A 23,706-nucleotide genomic window follows, 5' to 3' on the forward strand; every position below is an offset into this window, starting at 1 on the left:
GCCCCCATTACGGACTTTCACCGATTAGTACGTGCCCATGCTGGGCACACACAAAAAAACTGAATCTCTATAAATAAAGATTCAGTAATAATAACTATATATTAACCTTTTACTATAGTATTTAAACTTTCATTGATAATGCATTTTGCTGCATATTCGCCTGCATTACCATATAACTGTATTGATTTAGTGCATTTTGAGTATTATAGTCTGTAGCTGTCTGTCCATAATTTGTATCAACGATTCTACTCATAGAAGCTATAAGATTGTGGCTAGTTACGTCATTATTCCTAATAACACTATCTAATCTATTACTGGTAGCTCCAAAATTAGACCTTGCACTGGAAACTTTAGATATTGCATTATCTATACTATTTATACTAAAATTCTTAGTAACATCAAAATCTGCTATTCCTAAGGTTTCTAATGAAGTATCCACCATTTTCATTGATGTTCCAGTTCCTGAAGGATTTGTTGCTAAATTTATATTTGAAGTATTATCTAAAAGTTTAATAGTATTGAACTCTGTTCCTTTTACTTGATCTGTTATACTATCTTTTATTTGCTGTATTTCATCTTGCATTGCTGCCTTATCTTCATCAGAATAAGTACCATTTGATGCTTGAATAGATAATTCTCTCATTCTTTGAAGGCTGTCTTCAACTCCACTTAAGCCACCATCTGCTACATTAGTAACACTTTGACCATCTTGTGCATTTCTACTTGCCACCGAATAGCCGTTAGATTGTGATAATAGTTTTTCAGATATTGAAAGACCAGCTGCATCATCTGCTGCTGAATTAATTCTACGTGCAGTTGACATTCTAAGCATATCCATCTGCAAATTTCTCATTGTTTGAGAGTTATTAATATTTGAAATCACTTAAACCACCTCCTTTAACTCAGTATATTATCTTAAGAATATTATACCATAAATTTAAATATGTAACACAAAAAACTGTACTTAATAAATTTTTATCAAGTACAGTTTAATATTATTATTGATTATTTTCTTCTTTAGAAAGTATTGCAATTCCTAGTTCAGTTAATTGTTTTTCATCAGCTACATTTGGAGCTTCACTTAAATAACAATATGCATTTTGGTTTTTAGGGAATGCAATTACATCTTTAATATTTTCTGTTCCAGCTAGGAACATTATCATTCTATCTAAACCAAATGCTAATCCGCCATGTGGTGGTGGTCCAAATTTAAATGCTTGTAATAAGAATCCAAATTGATCCCATGCTTTTTCTTGTGTAAAGCCTAATGCTTTAAACATTCTCTCTTGAAGAGCCATATCGTGGATTCTTATAGATCCTCCACCTAACTCCTCACCATTTAATACTAAGTCATAAGCCTTAGATCTAACTGCTCCAGGATTAGATTCAATAAATTCTAAATCTTCATCCATTGGTGCTGTGAATGGGTGGTGACAAGCTGTGTATCTATCTTCTTCTTCACTGTATTCAAATAATGGGAATTCAGTAATCCATGTAAAGTTAAATTCATTCTTATCTTTTATTAAATCAAATTGTTTAGCTAATTCTAATCTTAAAGCACCTAAGCTTTGGAATACTACTGAATTTTTATCTGCAACTATAAGTATTGCATCTCCAGTTTCAGCATTCATAGTTTTAACAATAGACTCTGTAACCTCGTCAGTTAAGAATTTAGCTATTGAAGATTTAACTCCATCTTCTTTTAATTGCATCCAAGCAAGACCTTTTGCTTTATAAGTTTTGATAAATTCACCTAACTTATCTAAAGGCTTTCTTCCAAGGTCAGCTCCACCTTTTAAACATAAAGCTCTAACAGATCCTCCTGCTTCTATTGCAGATTTAAATACTACAAAGTCTAAATCTTTAACATCTTCAGTTATATCAGTTATTTCCATTCCAAATCTTAAATCTGGTTTGTCTGAACCGTATTTTTCCATAGCATCTTTAAATGTCATTCTCTTTATTGGAAGCTTAACATCTACACCTGCTACTTCTTTAAATACATGAGCAATCAAGCCTTCATTTACAGCCATTATATCATCTTGCTCTACAAAGCTTAATTCCATATCCACTTGAGTAAATTCTGGTTGTCTGTTTGCTCTTAAATCTTCATCTCTGAAACATTTAGCAATTTGATAATATCTGTCAAAACCAGATACCATTAATAATTGCTTAAATATTTGAGGTGATTGAGGAAGTGCATAAAACATTCCTGGATAATTTCTTGAAGGTACTAAGTAATCTCTAGCTCCTTCTGGAGTACTCTTATTTAATATTGGAGTTTCTACATCTAAGAAATTATTAGCTTCTAAATAATCACGAATAGCCTTTGTAGTTTTGCTTCTAGTTATGAATATTTTTTGCATATCAGGTCTTCTTAAATCTAAATATCTATATTTTAATCTGATACTTTCAGCTGCATCTAAATCTTCCTTTATGTATATTGGTGGAGTTTCTGATTCTGAAAGAATCTTTATATCCTCACATTTTAATTCAACATAACCAGTTGGCATATTTTCATTTATGCTTTCTCTCTTGACAACTTCACCTGTAACTGCAATACAGTACTCAGGTCTTACAGCCTTTGCTTTTTCAAAAGCTTCTGCGTTAATTTCTTCACCAAAAACTACCTGCATTATTCCTGTTTTATCTCTTAAGTCAATAAAATCAAGACCTCCAAGCTTTCTATTTCTTTGAACCCATCCCATTAAAGTAATTTTTTTACCTACATGTTCTTCTCTAGGTTCTCCACACATCATTGTACGTTTTAATCCATTTAAAGATTCACCCATTACTAACCCTCCGTTTATCAGTTAAGAATTAACAATTGATTATTAAATGTTAATTCTATATAAATATTATAAATTGGCATACGACTGCACTTATATGCATTAATCATCAATAGTCAATTCATTTCTAACTTAATTAATCTAATAAATACATCAATTCTTTGTTATTAATTATTTAAGAACTTTTGCAATTGCATCTAAATCTTCTAATGATACTTCAAAGATTTCTCCATCGCTCATTCTTTTTAAATTAACTTTTTTGTTTGCTAATTCATCTTCACCTAATATTGTTGTGAAGGCTGCACCTATTTTATTTGCATATTTCATTTCAGCTTTTACGCTTCTTCCCATGTGATTTATTTCACATTTAACACCTAAGGCTCTTAAGTCATTAGCTAATTTAAAGGCATATTTACCTTCTGCATCGCCTCTTGCACCTATATATAAATCAAATAGATTTTCTTTTGGAATTTCTATATTTTCTTTTTCTAAAGTCATTATTAGTCTTTCTACACCCATACCAAATCCAACAGCAGGCATATCTGGTCCCCCAAGCTCTTCAATAAGCTTATCATATCTTCCACCACCACAAACCGTAAAGTCTGAAGTTAAGATTTCAAATATTGTTTTAGTATAATAATCTAAACCTCTTACTATACCAGGGTCTACTGTATAAGGAAGCCCTAAAATATCTAAATATTCTTTAACCTTGTCAAAATGTGTTTCACATTCTTCACACACATATTCTAAAATTGTAGGTGCATTTTTTGTAATTTCATGACATTTCTTTTCTTTACAATCTAAGATTCTCATTGGATTCTTTTCAAATCTTGTTTTACATGTTTCACAAAGTCCATCGTAATTATCTGCTAAAAATTTCTTTAAAGCTTCATTATATTTAGGTCTACATTCTGGACATCCTAAATTATTTATATTTAAACTTAAGCTCTTTAAGCCTAATTCCTTTAAAGTAGCCATAGCAACGGCTATAACTTCTGCATCCATTGAAGCCGCATTTGAACCAAATACTTCTAACCCGCATTGATGAAATTGTCTAAGTCTTCCCTTTTGAACATTTTCGTATCTAAAGGCTGGTGTAATATAATATAACTTTGTTGGTTGAGCTTCATTAAATAATCTATTTTCTACAAAAGCTCTTACTGCTGAAGCAGTTCCTTCTGGTTTTAATGTTATACTTCTATCACCTTTATCATTAAAAGTATACATTTCCTTTTGAACTATATCAGTTGTATCACCAACACTTCTTAAAAATAATTCCGTATGTTCAAACATTGGAGTTCTAATTTCTCTTATTCCATATGTTTTTGCAATTTTCCTAAACACACCTTCTATATACTGCCATTTATACGCATCTTCAGGTAACATATCTTTAGTTCCCTTTGGAGCCTGCATTTCCATTGCCATAGTCTTAATTTCCTCCTTTAAGTCAGTTAACAGTTAACAATTGAAATTTAATCTTTTTCCTTTTAAATTATAACTCTTTTAATTTGGTTTATTACATATATAATTATATATAAATCATGGATTGTCTCTGCTATTTAAAATTTTGAATTTCTCTCAATCCTAATTTATCAGCTTTCTACCTTTTAAAAATTTTATACTTTATTTATATAAGGTATCTAATAATTCCTTTTTTCTTTCAATCATTTCATCGATTCTTGTTATATATTCATGGAGATCCTTTAAATTAGGAAATCTCTCAAGTCTATCTTCTTCTAGAAATATTACTTTACTTACAGCTGCTGCACCTAGTGCAATAGTTGTTTGTCTTTCTTCAATCATTTGAATATTATAAATACATTCTTTACCTTCTTTAGCATACCCTAAATTCTCTAAATTTCCAACCATATTTTTTTGCCTATACATATAATATGGTAAAAGATCTAATTCTTCTGCCAATTTTCGGCTTTCTTCATACATTTCTATAATTTCATCCTGAGAGGTAATTTTTATTCCTTTTTTTAGAATAAATTCTTCATACATTCTAGAACCTCTCTTTAAGGCTAAACCATGTACAGTAATACTATCAGGCTTTAATTTAATCAACTCATTTTTTGTATTTATCATGTCCATGTGATTTTCACCTGGAAGTCCTACTATAATGTCCATATTAATATTGTCAAATCCAAGTTCTCTTGCCATATTAAACTTTTCTTTTATATCCTCAGAGGAATGAGTTCTACCTATTAATTTTAAAGTCTTATCATTCATTGTTTGTGGATTAATACTAATTCTATCGACCTTGCAAGCCTTCATAGTGTTTAACTTATTATAAGTTAAAGTATCCGGTCTACCACATTCAACTGTAAATTCTTTAACCTGGCTATTCATAATAAAATTATTGTAAATTTCATTCATAACCAAATTAAATTCTTTATCATCTACTGAAGTTGGAGTTCCTCCCCCAAAGTATACTGATTCTACATTAAGTTTTTTTTCCTTAACATATTCACTCATACCACGAATTTCTTTTATTAATGCTTGTAAATAAGGCGTTACCATCTTCTTGTGAACACTTATTGGGTTCGAAGTAAAGGAACAATATAGACATTTAGTTGGACAAAATGCCATTCCTATATAAATAGCCACATTATTCTTATGCTTATTAACTATTCTTTCTTCAGCCTTTGCAACATCTATACATAGTTTAGCTTTATCTGCATGGGCTAAATATTGTTCCTTAAATATTTCTATTACTTCTTGTTCTGTATTTCCTTCTTTAAGTAATTTTAATGCTATTTTAGAAGGTCTGATTCCAATTAAAATTCCCCAAGGATATACATCATTTGTTATATCTCTTAAGCACAGAAAAAGAAATCTTCTAAGAGATTGTTTAATATCATCTCCTAAAGATTTTTCCTTGCAGTAATCTTTATATTCAAATCGCAAAGTGTTTTCATCAATATAAAAACTGTACACCGCTTCTTCTTTTTCTACAAATTTAATTTCCTTCATTGAAAAATATACATTAAATAACTGATATACTTCATATCTATACTTTAAATTATTCAAATAAACTTTAATTTCCATTACTTCTCCTTAATTTCACCGGTCAATCAAAGTGAGACAATTTTCAATCAATAATAAAATCACCTAAAACCACGTCAGATAATTTTATCATGATTGTTAATTGCCACTTATAAATTATCTCCTATAAAAACGGATTTCTTCTCTTTTCGTAGCCTATAGTACTAGCATCCCCATGACCTGGATAAACTTCTATATCATCACCTAGTGGAAGTAATTTATCTTTTATACTTTGAATAAGCTGTCTTCCATTTCCACCTGGAAAATCACTTCTTCCAACTGAACCTTGGAATAATGTATCTCCTGTAAAAAGCTTATCTAAAACTAAGAAGCAAAGCCCCCCTGCAGTATGTCCTGGTGTTTCTATAACTTTTATTTCTTCCTTACCTAAAGTTAAAGTATCCCCTTCTTTTAAATAATCTGAAGCCTTAGGTAATGTACCAAATACATATTCATCCTTTTCCATATAAGCTTCTTCTATTTTATTAATATAAAACGGAACTTTTAGGTTATTTACTAAACCAATTACACCATCTACATGATCTAAATGTCCATGTGTCAATAGAATAAACTTAGGCTTTCCATTTAACTTTTCAATTTCTTTTTCAATTAACTCTGGTTGTCCGCCTGGATCAATAATTGCTAATTCTTTAGTATCTTCATCCATTACCAAATAGCAATTTTCCTCATACATTCCTGCTAAAATAGTTTTAATAATCAACCCAATATCCTCCTTTAAATATTTAAATATTTATATATTACTACAACTCTGCATGTAGTAATAGTGAGTAAAAATTAAAAATTTCTTTTACTATCTAATAATATTGTTACAGGTCCGTCATTGTTTATTTGAACCTTCATATCAGCACCAAATTCTCCACTTTCAACTTTCAAACCTGAGGTTTTAAGAAGTTCTAAAAACTCTTCATATAGTTTTATAGCTCCTTCTCCCCCTTGTGCCTCCATAAAATTTGGACGTCTGCCTTTTCTGCAATCCCCATATAAGGTAAATTGTGAAATCACTAATATTTCACCTTTAACATCCAATAGTGATAAGTTCATTTTATCATTTTCATCTTGAAATACTCTTAAATTAATGACTTTATCTTTTATATATTTTAAATCTTCTAAATTATCATCTTTAGATATGCCTATTAATACATTAAATCCTAATCCAATTTCACCAATTATATTACCATCAACTGAAACGCTAGATGAGGTTACTCTTTGAACTACTGCTCTCATGCTGTCTCACCTCTCTTATAATAGTGGCTGTGCCACATCTAATTAACAACTAATTATGAATAATGAATGATTGAGGTCCATAACCATAGGTTTTCTTTTATTTTTTTAAGCCTTAGGTTTTTCTTCCTTGAAAATTCATTCTTCATTAACTGTTGACTCTATACACGTCTACAACGCCCTTTAATCTTCTAAGTCTCTTCATTAGATCTGTTAAGCTTTCTACTGATGTTATTTTAATTTTCACGGTAACTAATGCAGAACCTTTTTTTGATAAGTTAGCATTAACAGCACTTAATTGAAGCTTAAGTTCTGTTATAACACTCATAATATCTGCAAGCAATCCTTCTCTATCGTCTGCTTGAACCTGAATTTCAGCAAAATATGCAGTTCCTTGTGAAAATCCCCATGATACTTCAACTACTCTTTCTGCATCTGTATCTATAAGATTTTGTAAATTACTGCAATCTCTTCTATGTACTGATACACCTCTACCTTTAGTGATATACCCTAAAATGTCATCTCCTGGAACAGGACTACAGCACTTTGCAAATCTAACCATAAGATTACTTTCACCTTTAACAGTTATCCCATTACTGTTTGGTTCCGGCTGTCTTGCAGATTTTGCAATCTGTTCTTCTATTGCTTTACTTAAAATTTCCTTATTTTCCTTTTCCCTATCTTTGCTTACAAGGCCATTATCTTCTTTAAGTCTTGCGATAAGTGTTGATACAGAAAAACCACCAAACCCAATTAATGCATACAAATCATCCATTGAATGAATATTGTACCTTTTCATTAATCTGTCATACATTTCACCTTTAGCAATATCAGAATAATTTACAGACTGCTTTTTTAATTCCTTTTCAAGAAGTTCCTTGCCCTTTAATATATTTTCTTCCTTTTTGGCTTTTTTAAACCAAAGTCTAATTTTACTTTTAGCCTGATTACTCTTTGCTATATTAAGCCAATCCATATTAGGCCCTTTAGCGTTAGGTGATGTTAATATCTCTATTATTTCTCCAGTTTTAAGTGTGTAATCAAGAGGAACTATTTTCCCATTTACCTTTGCTCCTATACACTTATTTCCTACGTCTGTGTGTATTCTATAAGCAAAGTCTATAGGAGTTGCCTTACTGCATAAGTTTATTACAACTCCCTTTGGTGTAAAGACAAAAACTTCATCAGAAAATAAATCTATTTTAAATCCTTCAATAAATTCTTCCGCATCTGAGGTTTCCTTTTGCCATTCAAGCATATCTCTAAGCCATACTAATTTCTTTTCAAAGTCTTTTTGATTATCCTGTTCCTGCTTTGCTGAATCACCTTCTTTATATTTCCAGTGAGCTGCAATTCCATATTCTGCTGTTTTATGCATTTCAAAAGTTCTTATCTGAATCTCAAAGGTTTTTCCTTGTGGACCAATTACAGTCGTGTGCAATGATTGATACATATTAGGCTTAGGCATAGCAATATAATCTTTAAATCTTCCTGGAATAGGCCTATATATAGTGTGCACTATTCCAAGAACACCATAACAATCCTTAACAGAATTTACGAGAACTCTTATAGCTGTTAAATCGAAAATTTCCTCTATACTTTTATTTTTATTTACCATTTTTTTATAAATACTATAAAAATGTTTAGGTCTTCCATCTATATCTGATTCTATTCCTGATGCTTTAAGTTTTTCATATAAATCTTTAACTATTTCTTTTATATATTCTTCTCTTTCAACTCTTTTTTCTGCTATACTATGTACTAAATCATAATATTCTTGTTCATGAAGATATCTAAAACATAAATCTTCTAATTCCCATTTAATTTTAGACATACCTAGTCTATGAGCTAAAGGGGCATAAATATCCAAAGTTTCCTTAGCTTTATTTTTTTGCTTTTTAACTGGCATATATTTTAGAGTTCTCATATTATGTAATCTATCAGCCAATTTAATTATTATTACTCTAATATCTTTTGCCATTGCTAGCAGCATTTTTCTAACATTGTCTGCTTGCTGTTCTTCCTTTGTCTTATATTCCATTTCCCCAAGCTTAGTAAGCTTAGTAACTCCTTCAACAAGATTTGCAATTTCTGCATTAAAAAGTTGAACTGTTTCATCATAGGATATTTCTGTGTCTTCTATAACATCATGCAATAATCCAGCTACTATGGTATTTGTATCCATGCCTAATTCAGCTAAAATGCTTGCAACTGCTACAGGATGAATAAAATATGGTTCACCTGATTCTCTTTTTTGGTCCTTATGAGCTTCTTCTGCAAAATAATAGGCTTTTTTGACCATATCAACATCAACATTATTACAATTGTTATGGATTTTTTCCAATAATTTATCAATCATAAGGATTGCTCTCCTTCTTTATTAATTCTTCATTTAATGTAAATTCAAAGGCTGGTTTTATAACCAGCCTCATTTTCTAATAATTATATATTATTTTAGAATTTTTTTCAATAAGACACATGAAATAAAATAACAGCATAAAAATGTATAATCAATACCTAATACTAAGCATCATATTTAACTAATGATAATACGTCATATCCTTTTAACTTATCTTTTCCATTAAGTTCTGTTAATTCTATAAGGAAATCTAATGAAGCAACTTCTCCGCCAGCTTGTTCTATTAATTTAGTAACACCTTCTATAGTTCCTCCTGTAGCTAATAAATCATCTACAATAGCAACTCTTTGGCCTGGCTTAATAGCATCCTTATGTATTTGAAGTGTATCTTCTCCATATTCCAATCCATAATTAACTGAAAGAATTTCTCCTGGTAACTTACCTGGCTTTCTTACTGGAATAAATCCAACTCCTAAAGCATATGCTACAGGAACTCCAAAAATGAAACCTCTTGCTTCTGGTCCAACAACTAAATCAATCTTTTTATCTTTTAAATGATCTACAAATTGATTTACAGCTTCTTGAAGTGCTTCTCCATCTGATATTAATGTTGTTATATCTTTAAAACTGATTCCTTCCTTAGGAAAATTTTCAATTACTCTAATTTTTTCTTTTAAATCCATCTTTATTTCCTCCACAGATTTATTTTTAATATAGCCATAATTTGTGATTAGGCATTTTTAGCTGAAAATAGTTAATAACACCTAACAACACTCATTAAACATATTCTAAAGGATTATTCCTTTTTAAACTATATAAATACTTAATAATTTGATTTGCTCTATCTTTATCATCTGTTGTTAGTAGTTCTAAAACTATTCGAGCATTATCTGTAATTCCTACTGCACCTATAGGTGGAATTAAGAATTCTATTATTTTATTTATACCATCATCACTAAATTCTTCTATATTATTAAATTCTATTATTGACCTTAACCCATTATTATTAGTATTCATTAAAAATTTATTTCCTTCTTTAATTAATACTCCATTTTCTCCTTTAGCTGATACCTTTGACCACCTAATGCCTATAAGTATTAAATCCAAATATTTATTAATACTTTTCATATTATAATAAATCGCAACAGCTTGCATAAGTTTAAAAGTTAAACCGCTTGTTGATAAATTTTTATATCTATATTGACAACCCTTTTGATTCGGATTAATGTAAATGTAATCATTGACCTCCTTGCTTTTCTCATTTTCAAGCACAATTAAATCAATACCTAATTTTTTACATAAATCTACTTCTTCTTGTGATTTTAATCCTACTCCTAAAGTTATTAAAAGCTCAGCACCTAAGAAATCTACATTATCTTTAATATCTACTGAATTTATTCTAGCATCATTTTCCTGCCTATCATATATTAAATACTCAACATCAGCATTTAAATACCTTAACACAAGAATCAATGATGATACTGCACAAATTCCATCAACATTGTAAGTGCCATAAACAACAATTTTTTGTCTGTTATTAACAGCTAACACTAATCTCTCTATTGCTTTGTTCATACCTTTAAGTATAAATGGGTTATATCCACTAATATAATTTGGACAATATATACTTTCCCAGAATTTACGCATGGCTTTTTCCTCCATAAAATTAGAAAACACCTATATTATATATGATTCTTTTCATTTTTACAATTACTTTCTTAACAAATAAAAAAACCTCCATCAAGTGCTGGAGGCTTTTAAATATTTTCCAGTAATTAAGCGTTTTGTAGTTTTCTTTTTTTGTTTCCAATTTTATCTTTTAAATATACCCATATTGGTGATGCTATACAAATAGAAGAATATGCTCCACTTATAATACCTACTATTAATGGGAATGTAAATTGTCTAACAGATGGTACTAAAAAGTTCAATGCTATTATAGTAATTACTGTTGCAAGTGATGTATATAACGATCTTGCTATAGTTTCTGTTATACTAACATCTGCTACTTCAATTGGTTTTGATCTTCTCAAAATTTTTGTATTTTCTCTTATTCTATCAAAGATAACTATGGTATCACACATAGAGTACCCTACTATAGTAAGCATTGCTGCTATAAATGGAGTATTAACAGGAACATTAAATACTGCATAAACAGAAAGAGTTATAAGTATATCATGTATTGTAGCTATTATAGCTGCAACACCAAAATTAAATTCAAATCTTATTGCTATATATATAAGCATAGCGGCAAAAGCTGCAAGCAGTGCCTTAATAGAATTTTGAGTTAATTCTTTTCCTACTGAAGAGCCAATTTCATCTTGAGATACTAATATATCTCCTTCTAATTGGTACTTATTTTTTATATCAGTCATAATTGAATCTAATTTATCACTATCAAGATCAGTTGATTTTATTTCATATCTATTATTCTCTAATGTATTTGTACTTGCGTCTGGCGCATATCCTTTAATTATTGAATCTACTTCATCTCTATTTGTACTATCATTTAATTGTAATACAATATCTGAACCACCTTTGAAATCTATTCCAAGGTTTAATCCTTTAGCACCTAGAAAACCCATTCCAACTACAATAATTATTAGGGAAATCGAAAACCATAGTTTAGTTCTCTCCATTATCTTAAGCATGTTTTTCATCCCCCTTTTTGATCTTAACTCCAAAATGTGACACTTTGTTTATAATTCCACATTCAATTGCTAAATTAACTAGAACTTTTGTTACTACAAGTCCTGTAAATAAAGTAATTATTATACCCATCATAAGTGTAATTGCAAATCCTTTAACTGCTCCAGATCCAATAAAATATAAGATCAATGCTGCAATTAAAGTTGTTACATTTGAATCCACTATTGAAGACATAGCATTTTCAGAACCTTTTTTAGCTGCTGCCCTAACAGAATATCCTTTTTTCAACTCTTCTTTAGTTCTTTCAAAGGTCAGGATATTAGCATCAACTGCTACACCAATTGTAAGCAGGAAGGCTGCAATACCTGGAAGTGTTAATGTAACTCCAACTTCTACGAAAGCTAAAAGTGTAAGTGTAATATATAATGTTAATGCAATACATCCCATTAATCCTTGAACTCTATAATGGAATAATAAGAATAAAAATACTAATCCAACACCGATAATTCCAGCTTTAATTGCATTTGGAAAAGCTGTAGCTCCTAGTTCAGCTCCTACGTTGCTAACTGAAACCGCTTTTACTGGAAGTGGAAGTGCACCTGAATTAATCATTCCAGCTAATCTTTTATTGTCTTCTAAAGTACCATGAGTTTGAATACTTGCTTTACCACCTGAAATTTGTGAATTAACAGTTGGATCAGAAACCATTTCATCATCAAGATAAATAGAAATCTTTTGTCCTATATATTTACCTGTTGCTTCCGCAAACTTTTGAGCACCCACATCATTTAATTCTAACCCAACTTCATATCCACCATTTTGTTGATCCATTTGGGCTGTTGCTTTTTTAACATCATCACCAGTTAAAATAACATCTCCACTAGGTCCTTTGAAAGTTAACTTTCCTGATTGTTTTAGGCTATCAACAATTTCTTTTGAATTTGATTTTCCAGGAATATCGACTCTTATTCTTTTTTCTCCTTCAGTAGTTACTATTGTTTCAGCAACTCCTAGCTTATTTACTCTTAGAGATATATGTTCTTTTGCACTGTCTAATTCTTCTTTAGTAACAGTATCTTTTTGAATTTCCATAAGAACAGAAACTCCACCCTGTAAATCTAGTCCTCTTGTTATTACCTTATCAAATGATTTAACTTCGTAATCGCCTATAACGAATCCTTTAAATCCTGCAAAAGCTAAAAATCCAATTACAGCAACTATTACTGCGAATAATGCTATACTTTTGCTTTTCTTTTTCATTTTAATCCCCCTCTGCGTATTATGTCTTTTCTTAATTAGTGCTTTCTATATTCTTCATAAGAAAACTTCCAATGATAATTTGGTCAACTTTTTGTATTGTTATGTAAAACATTAAAATATTTAAAATTAAGAAAAAAATTTTATGAAATTTATTTTTCTTAATTTTAAAAGTTATTACATTCTTATGTTCGCACATTGACCATTATAGCATACTATAATTTCTTAATAAAGAACTTTATTCGCATCTTGTTATACTCTCATTACAAATTTATTCCAAGCATACCTGCTAAAGTTCCTACTGCTAAGGCTATAACGAGTTTAGTTAAATCAAACAATTTAAACGTTATTTGACCGCCAAAAATGCTAGATAGTATAAACAATATTATATAGTAGCATAATGCTATTCCAAATCCTACAAGCCATCCTTTGGCTTCATTCTTTTTGGCACCTATTATTGCACCTAAACTCAAACTGCATAAGGAAATTATCACATATGCCATATTAAAAATGTTTTTACTAAATACTAATCTAGTCATCAACATAGATAAAATTGTTATACCTACAAAACTTAAAATTATAGTCCCTACTGTTCCTTTAATCACTGACTTTAAATACTTACTATTTTCCATTAAAATAACACCCCCAATACTCATCATATGATGTATTAAAGGGCATTATGATTATTTATCTGTTACTTTATAAGCAATCCCACTTCTTTCAAACTTTATTCTTGTCTTAGCAGGACTTGTTTCAAGAGTTATAGTTTTTTCATCTATGTGTGAAATTTTTCCTATAATTCCTCCTCTTGTTACAACCTCATCATTTACCTTTAATTCTCCTATCATTTCATTGTATTTCTTTTTTCTCTTCTTTTCAGGTAAGATAAGAATAAAATAAAATACCACAAACACAAGTAAAAAAGGCACAACTTGAATTAGTATTCCTGTCATATTTTCCATGGTTTCCCTCCATAATCATTATTTTAATATATTCATATTCATGATAAGTAGTTTACATTTGTTTACGTTTAATGTCAATACAGGGTTGCTTTTTACTAGCAATTGTTACAAAAAAATTATAAAATACTACAACACTATTGGTCATTAAGTTTACTTCTTAAAAAATCTATTTCAACTTTTTGATTTTCTATAATTTTTTTATAGTTTAGTTCTTTTTCTCCCCATTCCCTGCTCAAATTATTAATCAAAGAAGCCATTTCATCTGCACTCCCAACTATTCTATTAAATAGTAATAAATTTGATTGAAGAATTTCAGGAATTTCTTTGTGTGAATATCTAAGCCTATGGTCTATTTCACCATATCCTTCCTCAAAAATTGTTCTAACTTGAATTTCAGCAATTACTCTTTGACTGGTTGGAAAAAATTCTACTAAGTAATGAACCGAACGATATCCAGATGCTTTTGATCTAACTTCTATTCTAGGATCATCAAAAACTTTAATATCATCTCCAGCTCTTACATTTGCAGTTATCTCTATAACCTTCCAAGTGTTTATAATAAATTCATGTATTCCCTGCCATTGATCCTTAAATATATGTATAACTCTTATTCCTATTAAGTCATTTATTTCATCTTTATAATTCTCTAGAGTAAATTCAAAATTTTCTCCATACTTTTCTTTTCTACTTTCAGTTTTTCTTATAACTTTTTCTATTAGTCTATCCGGATCTTTTATTCTTGATTTAACTGAGTGCACCCTTTCTTGAGATCTCAAAATATTTGCAATAAACTGAGCTTGATTTTCATAAGAGCTTTCATACTCAATATAATCTTCATAAATTTCTTTAATATTATTGATTTTAATATTATTCTTCTCAATTATTTCCTTAGAATGCGGATACTTTTTCAAGAATTGCTCTATATTAAAACTTTTTTCCATTAGGATATTCTCCTTTTTTTATATTTTTTATACCTACATTATGACTATAACTAAAAAAAAGAATAACTTCAACCATTTCTCTATAGGTTAACATTATTATTTATATGACTATAGTACTCTCACTCCACACAAATATTCTAAAGAATATTAGAATATTTATTTTAAACCATATATATTCTTAAGATGAAATCCTATTAGAAAGACAATTAAAAAGCTAATGATCTAATGTATAAAATGTCCCCTATAGGATAGCCAATATAAAAAAGACACTAATAATATTATCGCTAATATTATTAGTGCTTTAAAACTAATTTGAAATTTATTTAAACCTTGTTCTTCTAGCTGAATTCTTTTTTGCACCAGCATCTCCTGTAATTTTAGATGTACTTCCTACAGTTTTAGTTTTAGATCCATTTTTATTTTCTGTTCCTTTAGCTTTAGGTACGTATCTTGATTTAGGTCTATTTCCTGTAGCTTTAGCCTTAGGGCTTGGCGTTAAATTAGTCATTGGATATTTATGTCCTTCAACAACATCTATTTTCTTTTTGATTAATTTTTCTATATCTTTAACATAAGGTATTTCATCCACATCACAAAACGATATTCCTATTCCATTTAAGCCTGCTCTCCCTGTTCGTCCAATTCTATGGACATACGTTTCTGGTATGTTAGGCAAATTATAATTTATTACATGTGATAATTCATCAATATCAATTCCTCTTGCTGCAATATCTGTAGCAACTAATACTTTGATTTCTCTATCCTTAAAGCTTTGAAGTGCTAATTGCCTAGCATTTTGCGATTTATTTCCATGAATTGCTTTCGCTCCTATTTCCGCAGCTTCCAAATACTTCACTAATCTATTAGCATCACTTTTAGTTCTTGTGAAAACTAATGCAGACGGAATCTCCTCTGTTTTTAATAAACTTATTAATAGTTTTTTCTTATTGGGTTTATCTACATAATAAAGTGACTGTTCTATCTTATCAGCTGTTGAGGATACAGGTGTTACTTCTACTACAACTGGTTCAACTAAGAGTGTATTTACCAAATTTTTTATTTCATTTGGCATAGTTGCTGAAAAAAATAATGTTTGTCTTTCCTTAGGAATGTATTTAATAACTTTTTTCACATCATTTATAAATCCCATATCTAACATTCTATCTGCTTCATCTAAAATAAATATTTCTATTACACTTAAATCTATAATTTTTTGATTAACCAAATCATTTAATCTTCCTGGCGTCGCAATTAATATATCTACTCCTTTTTGAAGTATTTCTTCTTGAGGCTTTTGAGGTACACCCCCAAATATTACAGCTGATTTTAAATTTAAGTTCTTTCCATACGCTTGAATACTCTCATGTATTTGTATTGCCAATTCTCTTGTTGGTGTTAAAATCAATGATTTTATTTTATCCTTCTTATCAATTTTATTTGAATTATATAAGCGTTGTAGTGTTGGTATAGCAAAAGCAGCTGTTTTACCTGTTCCTGTCTGTGCACAACCTAATAAATCTTTTCCAAGTAAAATTGATGGAATTGCTTCCTCTTGTATTTTACTAGCTTCTTTATAATTTTCATCTTTTAATGCTTTTAATATTGGCTCAATTATATTTAATTCTTCAAATTTCATATTTTGTTTATCTTCCTTCTTTATTTTTAGCAAAACAAAAATGGCTATGATTAATAGCCATTTTTTATAATACCTCAATCTATTTTTATTAAGTATAGCATGATTTATATAATATAGATAGCTTTTTAATAATATTGTTTTGTATCCATTCCCTTAGCTTTAAAATCAGTATTTAAAAATTCAAATCCTTGGGGAACTACTTTAATTAAATTCAAATCAACTGGAAGATTTCTCAAAGCATTTATATTCAAACCTTTAAAATTAATTACTTGAATATATTCTTCACTCCAGCAAGGAATGATTTTGCTTTTCCCTGATATTTGTATTCCTTTAAGTTCATTCATAGATGTATATTTATCAAATACAGTTATTGAGACATTAGAATTTTGTAATATACCTTTAAATTTGAAACCACCTTCACTAATAAAATAAAAATTATTATTATAATATGTGTATTCTATAGGTGTGTTCCTCACATAATCTCCTATACCTGTAGCCAATGCACAGGTATTGTTGCTAATAATAAATTTATTAATCTCTTCAAATAGTTCTTGTCTTCCAATTTCCTTAATAGGCTTATTTAAAACTTTTGAAAATCTATCCGCTATTTCAAAAACTTTTTTTTCATCAAAACCTTTATTTTTTATTAATTCTATATTATTGGTCTCGAAAAAAACATTAATAATCTTTTTATCATTTTCTTCAAGTTTATCTATATTTATTTCCCCTTGCACAAAATCTACTACATCTACTTTTTTGCCAATAAGCTTCTCAATACCTAAAGCATAATTATCAATATCTTTTTCACATAAACCTACTCCAATAATACCTATCCTTTTATTATTAATAATTTTTGTCCTAGCTAATAAATATTTTTTTATTTTTTCTGCTGTGTGATTACCATAGAAACTAAAAATTAACACTAAGCTATCATACTTACTTATATCTTCAGGTGCATTACTTATATCCACCTTCTTTCCATATCCTAAGACTACTGATAATATATCTGCTACTTTCTTTGAAGTTCCATAATGCCCTTCACTAATAAACAAAGTACTTCTCATAAATTTATACTTCTCCCATATTAATTTCTCTTATACCAGAATATATATATTCAATATGAAATGTTTTTTTTCCTAAACTTAAAATATTATTATTTTTGACAGAGCTATTATTCAATACAATTAAACTATCATTTCTAATATTTCTTTAACCACTTCTCTATCATCTAAATGTAATTTTCTATCCCCTATAATTTGATAATCCTCATGTCCCTTTCCAGCAATTATAAGTAAATCATCATCTTTTATTAGTTTTAGTCCCTTTTCAATTGCTTTTCTTCTATCAGCTATCTTTTCATACTTTGAATCAATTCTCAACATGCCATCTTCAATATCATCAATTATCTTGAAAGGATCTTCATTTCTAGGGTTATCCGAAGTTATTATGCAATAGTCAGATAAGATTCCTGCAGCCATTCCCATTACTTTTCTTTTACTCTTATCTCTATCTCCACCACAGCCAAAGACTGTAATAAGCCTTCCGTCTGTTATATCTCTTGCCATCATAAGTAGTTTCTCAAGCGAATCTGGTGTATGAGCATAATCAACTATTACATTTTTATTTGAGCTATTTTTAATCATTTCAAGACGCCCTGAAACAGGTTTTATATATGATAATAAATCTAAGATACTATTAATATCTAATCCAAGAGCATAACATGCACCTATTGCTCCCAAAACATTATAAACTGTAAATTTTCCCGGAATGTTTACTTTAACTCGTTTACTTATACTTCTTAAATTTACTGTAAATATTACCGAATCATTTTTATATTCTATTTCTGTTGCCCTAATATCAGCTGCTTCCTTAATTCCATAGGTTAAAATTTTGCAATTAGATTTTTCTATTATTTCTTTTCCAACTTTATCATCTATATTAATAACTCCAATATTACACTTATGAAATAATTTTATTTTTTCATTTTTATAATTTTCCATAGTCCCATGTTCTTCAAGATGGTCTTGAGATAAATTTGTAAATAGCCCTATATTAAAATTGCAAAAATCCACTCTATGTTTTGCTAGGCCTGATGAAGTTACCTCCATAACAATATTATCTGCACCTTTGTTTAAAAAGTCTTTAAATACAGCCTGTAATTCTAAAGCTTCAGGTGTTGTTGGATTTATTTTTTCTATATTAATTTTTTCATCTCTTAATTCATAACCTAAAGTACCTATAGCCCCTGTACATTGCCCATAAGCTTCTAAAATGTCCTTAATGTAATGAATAACTGTAGTTTTACCATTTGTTCCTGTTACTCCAACTAAATTAATGTCTTTTGAAGGTTCCCCATAAAAAATATTTGCTATACTTGCTAAAGCGCTTTTTGTATTCCCAACTTTTATTAATGCTACCTTTTCACTTTTTAATTGAAATTCCTCTTCAATTATTATTGCTGCTGCTCCATTTTTTATAGCCTTGTTTATAAAGTTATGCCCATTAACTTTACTTCCTTTAATACATACAAATACAGAATTTTTATCCACTTTTCTTGAATCATAAGAAATGCTGGTAATCTCTACATTTAAATCCCCATTTATTAATGTGTATTCTGTATCTCTTAATAGTTTATACAGTTTCATTTATGATTCCTCCCTAATTTCTTAATGCAATATATACATTTATATTGGAATATTTATTAAACTCTTTTACTTTTGCTCCTATAAATAATTATATTCAACAATTTCCCAACAAACAGTGTATATATTGCTTGATATATTGCAAAAAGTGCTTTATCATTTATATATTGTTAAATAATTAAGGATGGTTTTATTTATGGATGAAAAAGTTCATAGCAACAAATCTGGCTATTTGAATAAAGATTTTCAACTATTTCACTTAAAAGATAAAAAAAATCAAGATTTTGAATTTCACTATCATGAATTTAATAAAATAATAATATTTCTTTCAGGGAAAGTTACCTACTTAATTGAAGGAAAAGCTTATTATTTAAAACCATGGGATATTTTACTTGTAAATAATCACGATGTCCACAAGCCAATAATCGATTCTTCTGAAACTTACGAAAGAATAATAGTATGGGCAGACTCTAAATTTATAGATGCCCATAATTATGAAAACTGTGATCTTTCAACCTGTTTTAAGCTAGCAAATGAAAAAAACTTCAATCTTATAAGACTTGAGCCTAAATTTCAAGAAAATATAAAATTAATAATAGAATCTTTACAAACGTCCTTTAATTCAAATGAATTTGGAAGTAAACTTTTAAGCAATTCTTTATTTGTTCAATTACTAGTTTATTTAAATCGAGTTCATCTTGGAAACATGTATTTAAACGAAGATGCTTCACTTAAATATGATAAGCAAATTGAAAAAATATTAAAATATATTAATAATAATTTAAGTTCAAATCTTTCAATTGAATTTTTATCTCAAAAGTTTTTTATAAGTAAATATTACTTAATGCATAAATTTAAAAAGGAAACAGGCTATACGTTGCATAACTATGTTATGCAAAAAAGACTATTAATGGCAAAGGATCTTATAACAACTGGAGAACAAATTACTAAAGCTTCAATACAATGTGGCTTTAATGATTATTCAAGCTTTCTTAGATCCTTTAAAACCATGTTTCACAAATCCCCTAGTGATTTTTCATCAAAAAAAGAGAATTCATAAAGTTCTCATACTTTTTGAATTCTCTTTTTTGTTAATTAAATTTTATATGACAATACCCAGTTGGGTTCTTTTCCAAATAATCCTGATGATATTCTTCTGCTTTATAATATTTTTCTAAAGGCTTAACTTCAGTAACCACAGTTTCTTTATACTGTTCTTGAATTTTAGCCTTACTTTTATTAATTATTTCTAAATCTGATTCATCAAGATAATAAATTCCACTTCTATATTGAGTTCCAACATCACCAGCCTGTATATTAACTGTTGTTGGGTCAACTACACTCCAAAACTTATCTAGCAACACTTCTAATGAAACTAAGTTTTCGTCATAAGTTATGTAACAAACCTCTACAAAGTCTGTATCATTTTTACATACTTCTTCATAAGTTGGATTTTCAGTTTTTCCATTAGCATATCCAACTTCAGTTTTTATTACTCCTGGTATCATAGAAAAAAACTTTTCTACACCCCAAAAACATCCGCCGCCTAAAATTATTTTTTTCATCTTATCATCTCCTACCTTAAATTTATATATTTATAAACTTTAACTTGAAAACCTCATTATTGTTTATTATTCCTTGTAACAATATTATATATCCAACAATTAAATCAGTATAGATATTTTTCTAAAGATTCATTGGATAATAAATTTATCTTTCATAAAAATCAAAAAGGCTCCCTTAAAGCAGCTATACTTTAAGAGAGCTAAAATCAATTAAAATTTTCTGGGGAGCTTATATATTCAATAAAGTAAATTTTACCCATCAGTTTATTAATCTAATGCTTTGCTGCCATAGATTTCTTTTCAAGTCCTTTCATTTTAAAATCTATATCTGAAAGAATTTGGAATATTATACTATCACTTTTCCTACTTAATAAAGCTTCTTCTAATTGTTTATTTAGTAATTGAATTGCTTCAGTTAAATCGTTAATTTCTTTTTCTTTTTCACTAATTCTCTTATCTCTAAATTTTATTTCATCCTTTAATGAATCTAATTCCTTGCTGAATGATTCTATGTTATTATAAGCAGCACCTTGTAATTCATTAATTGAAACATCTATTTGATTATCTTTATATATTTTATGGTTAATTGAATCAAAGATTTTATTCTTGTTACCATATTCTATATATGATATTAACTTCCTATCAACATCTCTCAATCCATTAGAAACTCTGTAAAGTACATTATTTAACACATTCAACACTTGTATTCCCAACCCATACGTAGTATTAGTCTTTTCGCATACAATAAAGGTATTAATTTTATCTTGACTATTTTCCAATGTACATAAGCTTTTAATTCTCTCATTGTATATGTCAAAAAAGCTTTGTTGAATTTTATGACTTTCTTCACCTTTTCTAGCTTCTAGTATTATACCGCCACAGTCTGCATTCTTCTTCAATATTAGTGAATGATATTTTTTTAACATTGCACTAACTAATTTTGAATATGAATCATCTATACCATTTTTATCTTTCTTTATAGTAGAAGAAATAACTGTAAACTTTAAACCTTTAAATAATTGTGGTAATCCATTAACAAATTGAGCTCTTTGCATCTTATCAATATTGTTATAAACATTTTCTTGTAGCATTATATCATCTAATGGAATACTGCTATTATCAAACAACTCATTCTTAAATTCATTTAGCTTTTTGCTTAATTCACATTGTCTATTTTTTGATTCAATGCAATAATCATATTCAAAAGCAACCCCTACCATTGATAGATTATCATTTGCACCCGTACTTAAAAATCCTCTCTCATCCACAAACATAACATATCTTTTACCCATATTTTTTTTCTCCCCTTTAACAAATATTCCGTAAACGCATTTTCTAATTTTTTTCAATTAGTTTATTAAGTCTTTATGAGGTATAGCTTTTCTATTTTTATAAATTCTGCATATACTTTTGATGCTAACGTTATTGTGCAAAGGAAATATAATTTAAACCCATTTTACCCATTAAATTTATTTATCTAATCCATCCTCACACCTCCTATTTTTCTTAATTTTAGTATTATATATTTATTCTACATTAATTTAAATTTCCCTTTATTTTTTTAACAAAATTTTCAATAAATTAACATGTTTACAAAATGACTATTTTTATTTAATTATAGTTAAATTTACATAGCACTAAATAAATATATGTTATGTAAAATCTATTTAGAATTTTATTTTATATAATTTAAATAAATGACTACACTCAATTTATTTATTATAATTGATGTGATATTTGTTACTTTAAAGTGAAAAGGAGCACTACAAATGATTAAAATTTAATCATTTGTAGTGCTCCTTTGTTCTATATCAGAAAATTTAATAATTTATAGTTTATTCTTTGGGTTTTACCCTATAACGTAAAATGGTTTTTAATTTATTTTTTTCAGTTTTTCGTGCATCCGTAATATATATTTCTCTATGATTTTTAAATACTCTTTTCAAATTATTTTCTTCACAATACTTTTTCATAATCGCAAAACTGCCAGGTTCATCATCATATGACCCAACATGAAGTATTTGTATGCATAATCCATCCTCTATTTTATCAAAAATCACCTCTTCTAATAATGGATGAGGCTTTTTCTTTTTTACTATTTCAATTGCTTTTTCTGCAATTTCTTTCGTTACAAAGTCAGGCTGGCGAATCATAATCGTATATATAAATTCATTCTTGTCAATTGTAGCTTCCTGCCTTCCTTTTTCACTCATATCCCATATTCCTTCTAAAGGAAATACTGTGTACTCGAAATATCCTTCTGGAGTTATACCACTTTTGGGCATCATCTTTACAGCATAAGAAAGAGAATATAAAACACCTATTGCCTCTGAAAATTGTTCATGATTTGGATTTCCTTTTCCTTTAATCATAAAAAAATTAAATTCTGGAACTGTTAATAATTGGACCTTTTCTTTGGGCATATACAATTCTTTAGCTTGCTTCTTCCATTCAAATTTCATTACTCTACCTCCTGTTATATTTTAATATATCAAATAAAATATGACAGCAGTATGTCTTATTTAGTGTATTTTATATAAATATCTTAATATCTACAAAAAAGCTTAATACATTTTAAGTACTAAGCTTTTTCCATTTCCAATAACATGCTAATAT

The 23,706-nt window shown here is 28.7% G+C and carries 21 protein-coding genes; 1 reads left to right on the top strand and 20 read right to left on the bottom strand.

Annotated features, from left to right (window positions below; genetic code table 11):
• Window positions 1–121: 121 nt before the first annotated feature.
• The 17 genes from GXK56_RS24680 to GXK56_RS24760 all read right to left on the bottom strand — a co-directional run bounded on the left by GXK56_RS24680 (window position 122) and on the right by GXK56_RS24760 (window position 19,528).
• Complete coding sequence (locus tag GXK56_RS24680) at window positions 122–883, bottom strand: flagellin (protein ID WP_243156255.1); 762 nt, start codon at window positions 881–883, stop codon at window positions 122–124.
• A gap of 115 nt (window positions 884–998) precedes the next feature.
• Window positions 999–2,792 carry an aspartate--tRNA ligase gene (aspS, locus tag GXK56_RS24685; RefSeq protein WP_160692481.1) on the bottom strand — a complete coding sequence of 598 codons (1,794 nt, stop codon included), beginning with the start codon at window positions 2,790–2,792 and terminating at the stop codon, window positions 999–1,001.
• 168 nt (window positions 2,793–2,960) lie between these two features.
• On the bottom strand, window positions 2,961–4,214 hold the full coding sequence (hisS, locus tag GXK56_RS24690) for a histidine--tRNA ligase (RefSeq protein WP_160692482.1): 1,254 nt from the start codon (window positions 4,212–4,214) through the stop codon (window positions 2,961–2,963).
• 198 nt (window positions 4,215–4,412) lie between these two features.
• Entirely contained in the window at window positions 4,413–5,840 is a 1,428-nt protein-coding gene (locus tag GXK56_RS24695; protein ID WP_160692483.1) for a coproporphyrinogen III oxidase, read from the bottom strand.
• A gap of 121 nt (window positions 5,841–5,961) precedes the next feature.
• The gene (locus GXK56_RS24700; protein ID WP_160692484.1) at window positions 5,962–6,558 is read right to left on the bottom strand and encodes an MBL fold metallo-hydrolase; all 597 of its coding nucleotides are present in this window, start codon (window positions 6,556–6,558) and stop codon (window positions 5,962–5,964) included.
• A gap of 74 nt (window positions 6,559–6,632) precedes the next feature.
• Window positions 6,633–7,082 (bottom strand): D-aminoacyl-tRNA deacylase, encoded by a 450-nt coding sequence (gene dtd, locus GXK56_RS24705; protein WP_160692486.1) that lies wholly within the window; start codon window positions 7,080–7,082, stop codon window positions 6,633–6,635.
• Window positions 7,083–7,227: 145 nt separating this feature from the next.
• A complete protein-coding gene (locus GXK56_RS24710) occupies window positions 7,228–9,438 on the bottom strand; it encodes a bifunctional (p)ppGpp synthetase/guanosine-3',5'-bis(diphosphate) 3'-pyrophosphohydrolase (protein ID WP_160692488.1) in 2,211 nt (736 codons plus the stop codon).
• Between the two features lie 164 nt (window positions 9,439–9,602).
• Entirely contained in the window at window positions 9,603–10,121 is a 519-nt protein-coding gene (locus GXK56_RS24715; RefSeq protein WP_160692490.1) for an adenine phosphoribosyltransferase, read from the bottom strand.
• 94 nt (window positions 10,122–10,215) lie between these two features.
• Window positions 10,216–11,085, bottom strand: a complete 870-nt coding sequence (locus GXK56_RS24720; RefSeq protein WP_160692492.1) for a DHH family phosphoesterase — start codon at window positions 11,083–11,085, stop codon at window positions 10,216–10,218.
• A gap of 128 nt (window positions 11,086–11,213) precedes the next feature.
• Window positions 11,214–12,089 carry a protein translocase subunit SecF gene (gene secF, locus GXK56_RS24725; protein WP_160692494.1) on the bottom strand — a complete coding sequence of 292 codons (876 nt, stop codon included), beginning with the start codon at window positions 12,087–12,089 and terminating at the stop codon, window positions 11,214–11,216.
• Window positions 12,082–13,347, bottom strand: coding sequence for a protein translocase subunit SecD (gene secD / locus GXK56_RS24730; RefSeq protein WP_160692496.1), 1,266 nt, complete (start codon window positions 13,345–13,347; stop codon window positions 12,082–12,084). The genes secF and secD overlap by 8 nt, the downstream gene beginning before the upstream one ends.
• A gap of 260 nt (window positions 13,348–13,607) precedes the next feature.
• Entirely contained in the window at window positions 13,608–13,976 is a 369-nt protein-coding gene (locus tag GXK56_RS24735; protein ID WP_160692498.1) for a TIGR04086 family membrane protein, read from the bottom strand.
• Between the two features lie 51 nt (window positions 13,977–14,027).
• Complete coding sequence (gene yajC, locus GXK56_RS24740; protein WP_160692500.1) at window positions 14,028–14,306, bottom strand: preprotein translocase subunit YajC; 279 nt, start codon at window positions 14,304–14,306, stop codon at window positions 14,028–14,030.
• Between the two features lie 134 nt (window positions 14,307–14,440).
• Window positions 14,441–15,247 (bottom strand): RelA/SpoT domain-containing protein, encoded by an 807-nt coding sequence (locus GXK56_RS24745; RefSeq protein WP_160692502.1) that lies wholly within the window; start codon window positions 15,245–15,247, stop codon window positions 14,441–14,443.
• Window positions 15,248–15,566: 319 nt separating this feature from the next.
• Window positions 15,567–16,883: a DEAD/DEAH box helicase gene (locus tag GXK56_RS24750; protein WP_160692504.1), complete on the bottom strand. Its 1,317-nt coding sequence runs from the start codon at window positions 16,881–16,883 to the stop codon at window positions 15,567–15,569.
• Window positions 16,884–17,008: 125 nt separating this feature from the next.
• Window positions 17,009–17,947, bottom strand: coding sequence for a flavodoxin domain-containing protein (locus tag GXK56_RS24755; protein WP_160692506.1), 939 nt, complete (start codon window positions 17,945–17,947; stop codon window positions 17,009–17,011).
• Between the two features lie 120 nt (window positions 17,948–18,067).
• The gene (locus tag GXK56_RS24760) at window positions 18,068–19,528 is read right to left on the bottom strand and encodes a UDP-N-acetylmuramoyl-L-alanyl-D-glutamate--2,6-diaminopimelate ligase (RefSeq protein ID WP_160692508.1); all 1,461 of its coding nucleotides are present in this window, start codon (window positions 19,526–19,528) and stop codon (window positions 18,068–18,070) included.
• Between the two features lie 193 nt (window positions 19,529–19,721).
• Between GXK56_RS24760 and GXK56_RS24765 the strand changes: the two genes are divergently transcribed.
• On the top strand, window positions 19,722–20,585 hold the full coding sequence (locus tag GXK56_RS24765) for an AraC family transcriptional regulator (RefSeq protein WP_160692510.1): 864 nt from the start codon (window positions 19,722–19,724) through the stop codon (window positions 20,583–20,585).
• A 31-nt stretch (window positions 20,586–20,616) separates the two neighbouring features.
• Here the strand turns inward: GXK56_RS24765 and msrA are convergent, their stop codons facing one another.
• The 3 genes from msrA to GXK56_RS24780 form a co-directional block, all read right to left on the bottom strand.
• The gene (gene msrA / locus GXK56_RS24770) at window positions 20,617–21,090 is read right to left on the bottom strand and encodes a peptide-methionine (S)-S-oxide reductase MsrA (protein WP_160692512.1); all 474 of its coding nucleotides are present in this window, start codon (window positions 21,088–21,090) and stop codon (window positions 20,617–20,619) included.
• Window positions 21,091–21,362: 272 nt separating this feature from the next.
• Window positions 21,363–22,382: a DUF3800 domain-containing protein gene (locus GXK56_RS24775; RefSeq protein WP_202127943.1), complete on the bottom strand. Its 1,020-nt coding sequence runs from the start codon at window positions 22,380–22,382 to the stop codon at window positions 21,363–21,365.
• A gap of 543 nt (window positions 22,383–22,925) precedes the next feature.
• Complete coding sequence (locus GXK56_RS24780) at window positions 22,926–23,552, bottom strand: GyrI-like domain-containing protein (protein WP_160692514.1); 627 nt, start codon at window positions 23,550–23,552, stop codon at window positions 22,926–22,928.
• Window positions 23,553–23,706: the final 154 nt, after the last annotated feature.

The sequence above is a fragment of the Clostridium sp. C2-6-12 genome (genome assembly GCF_009928485.1).
Lineage (GTDB): Bacteria > Bacillota > Clostridia > Clostridiales > Clostridiaceae > Clostridium.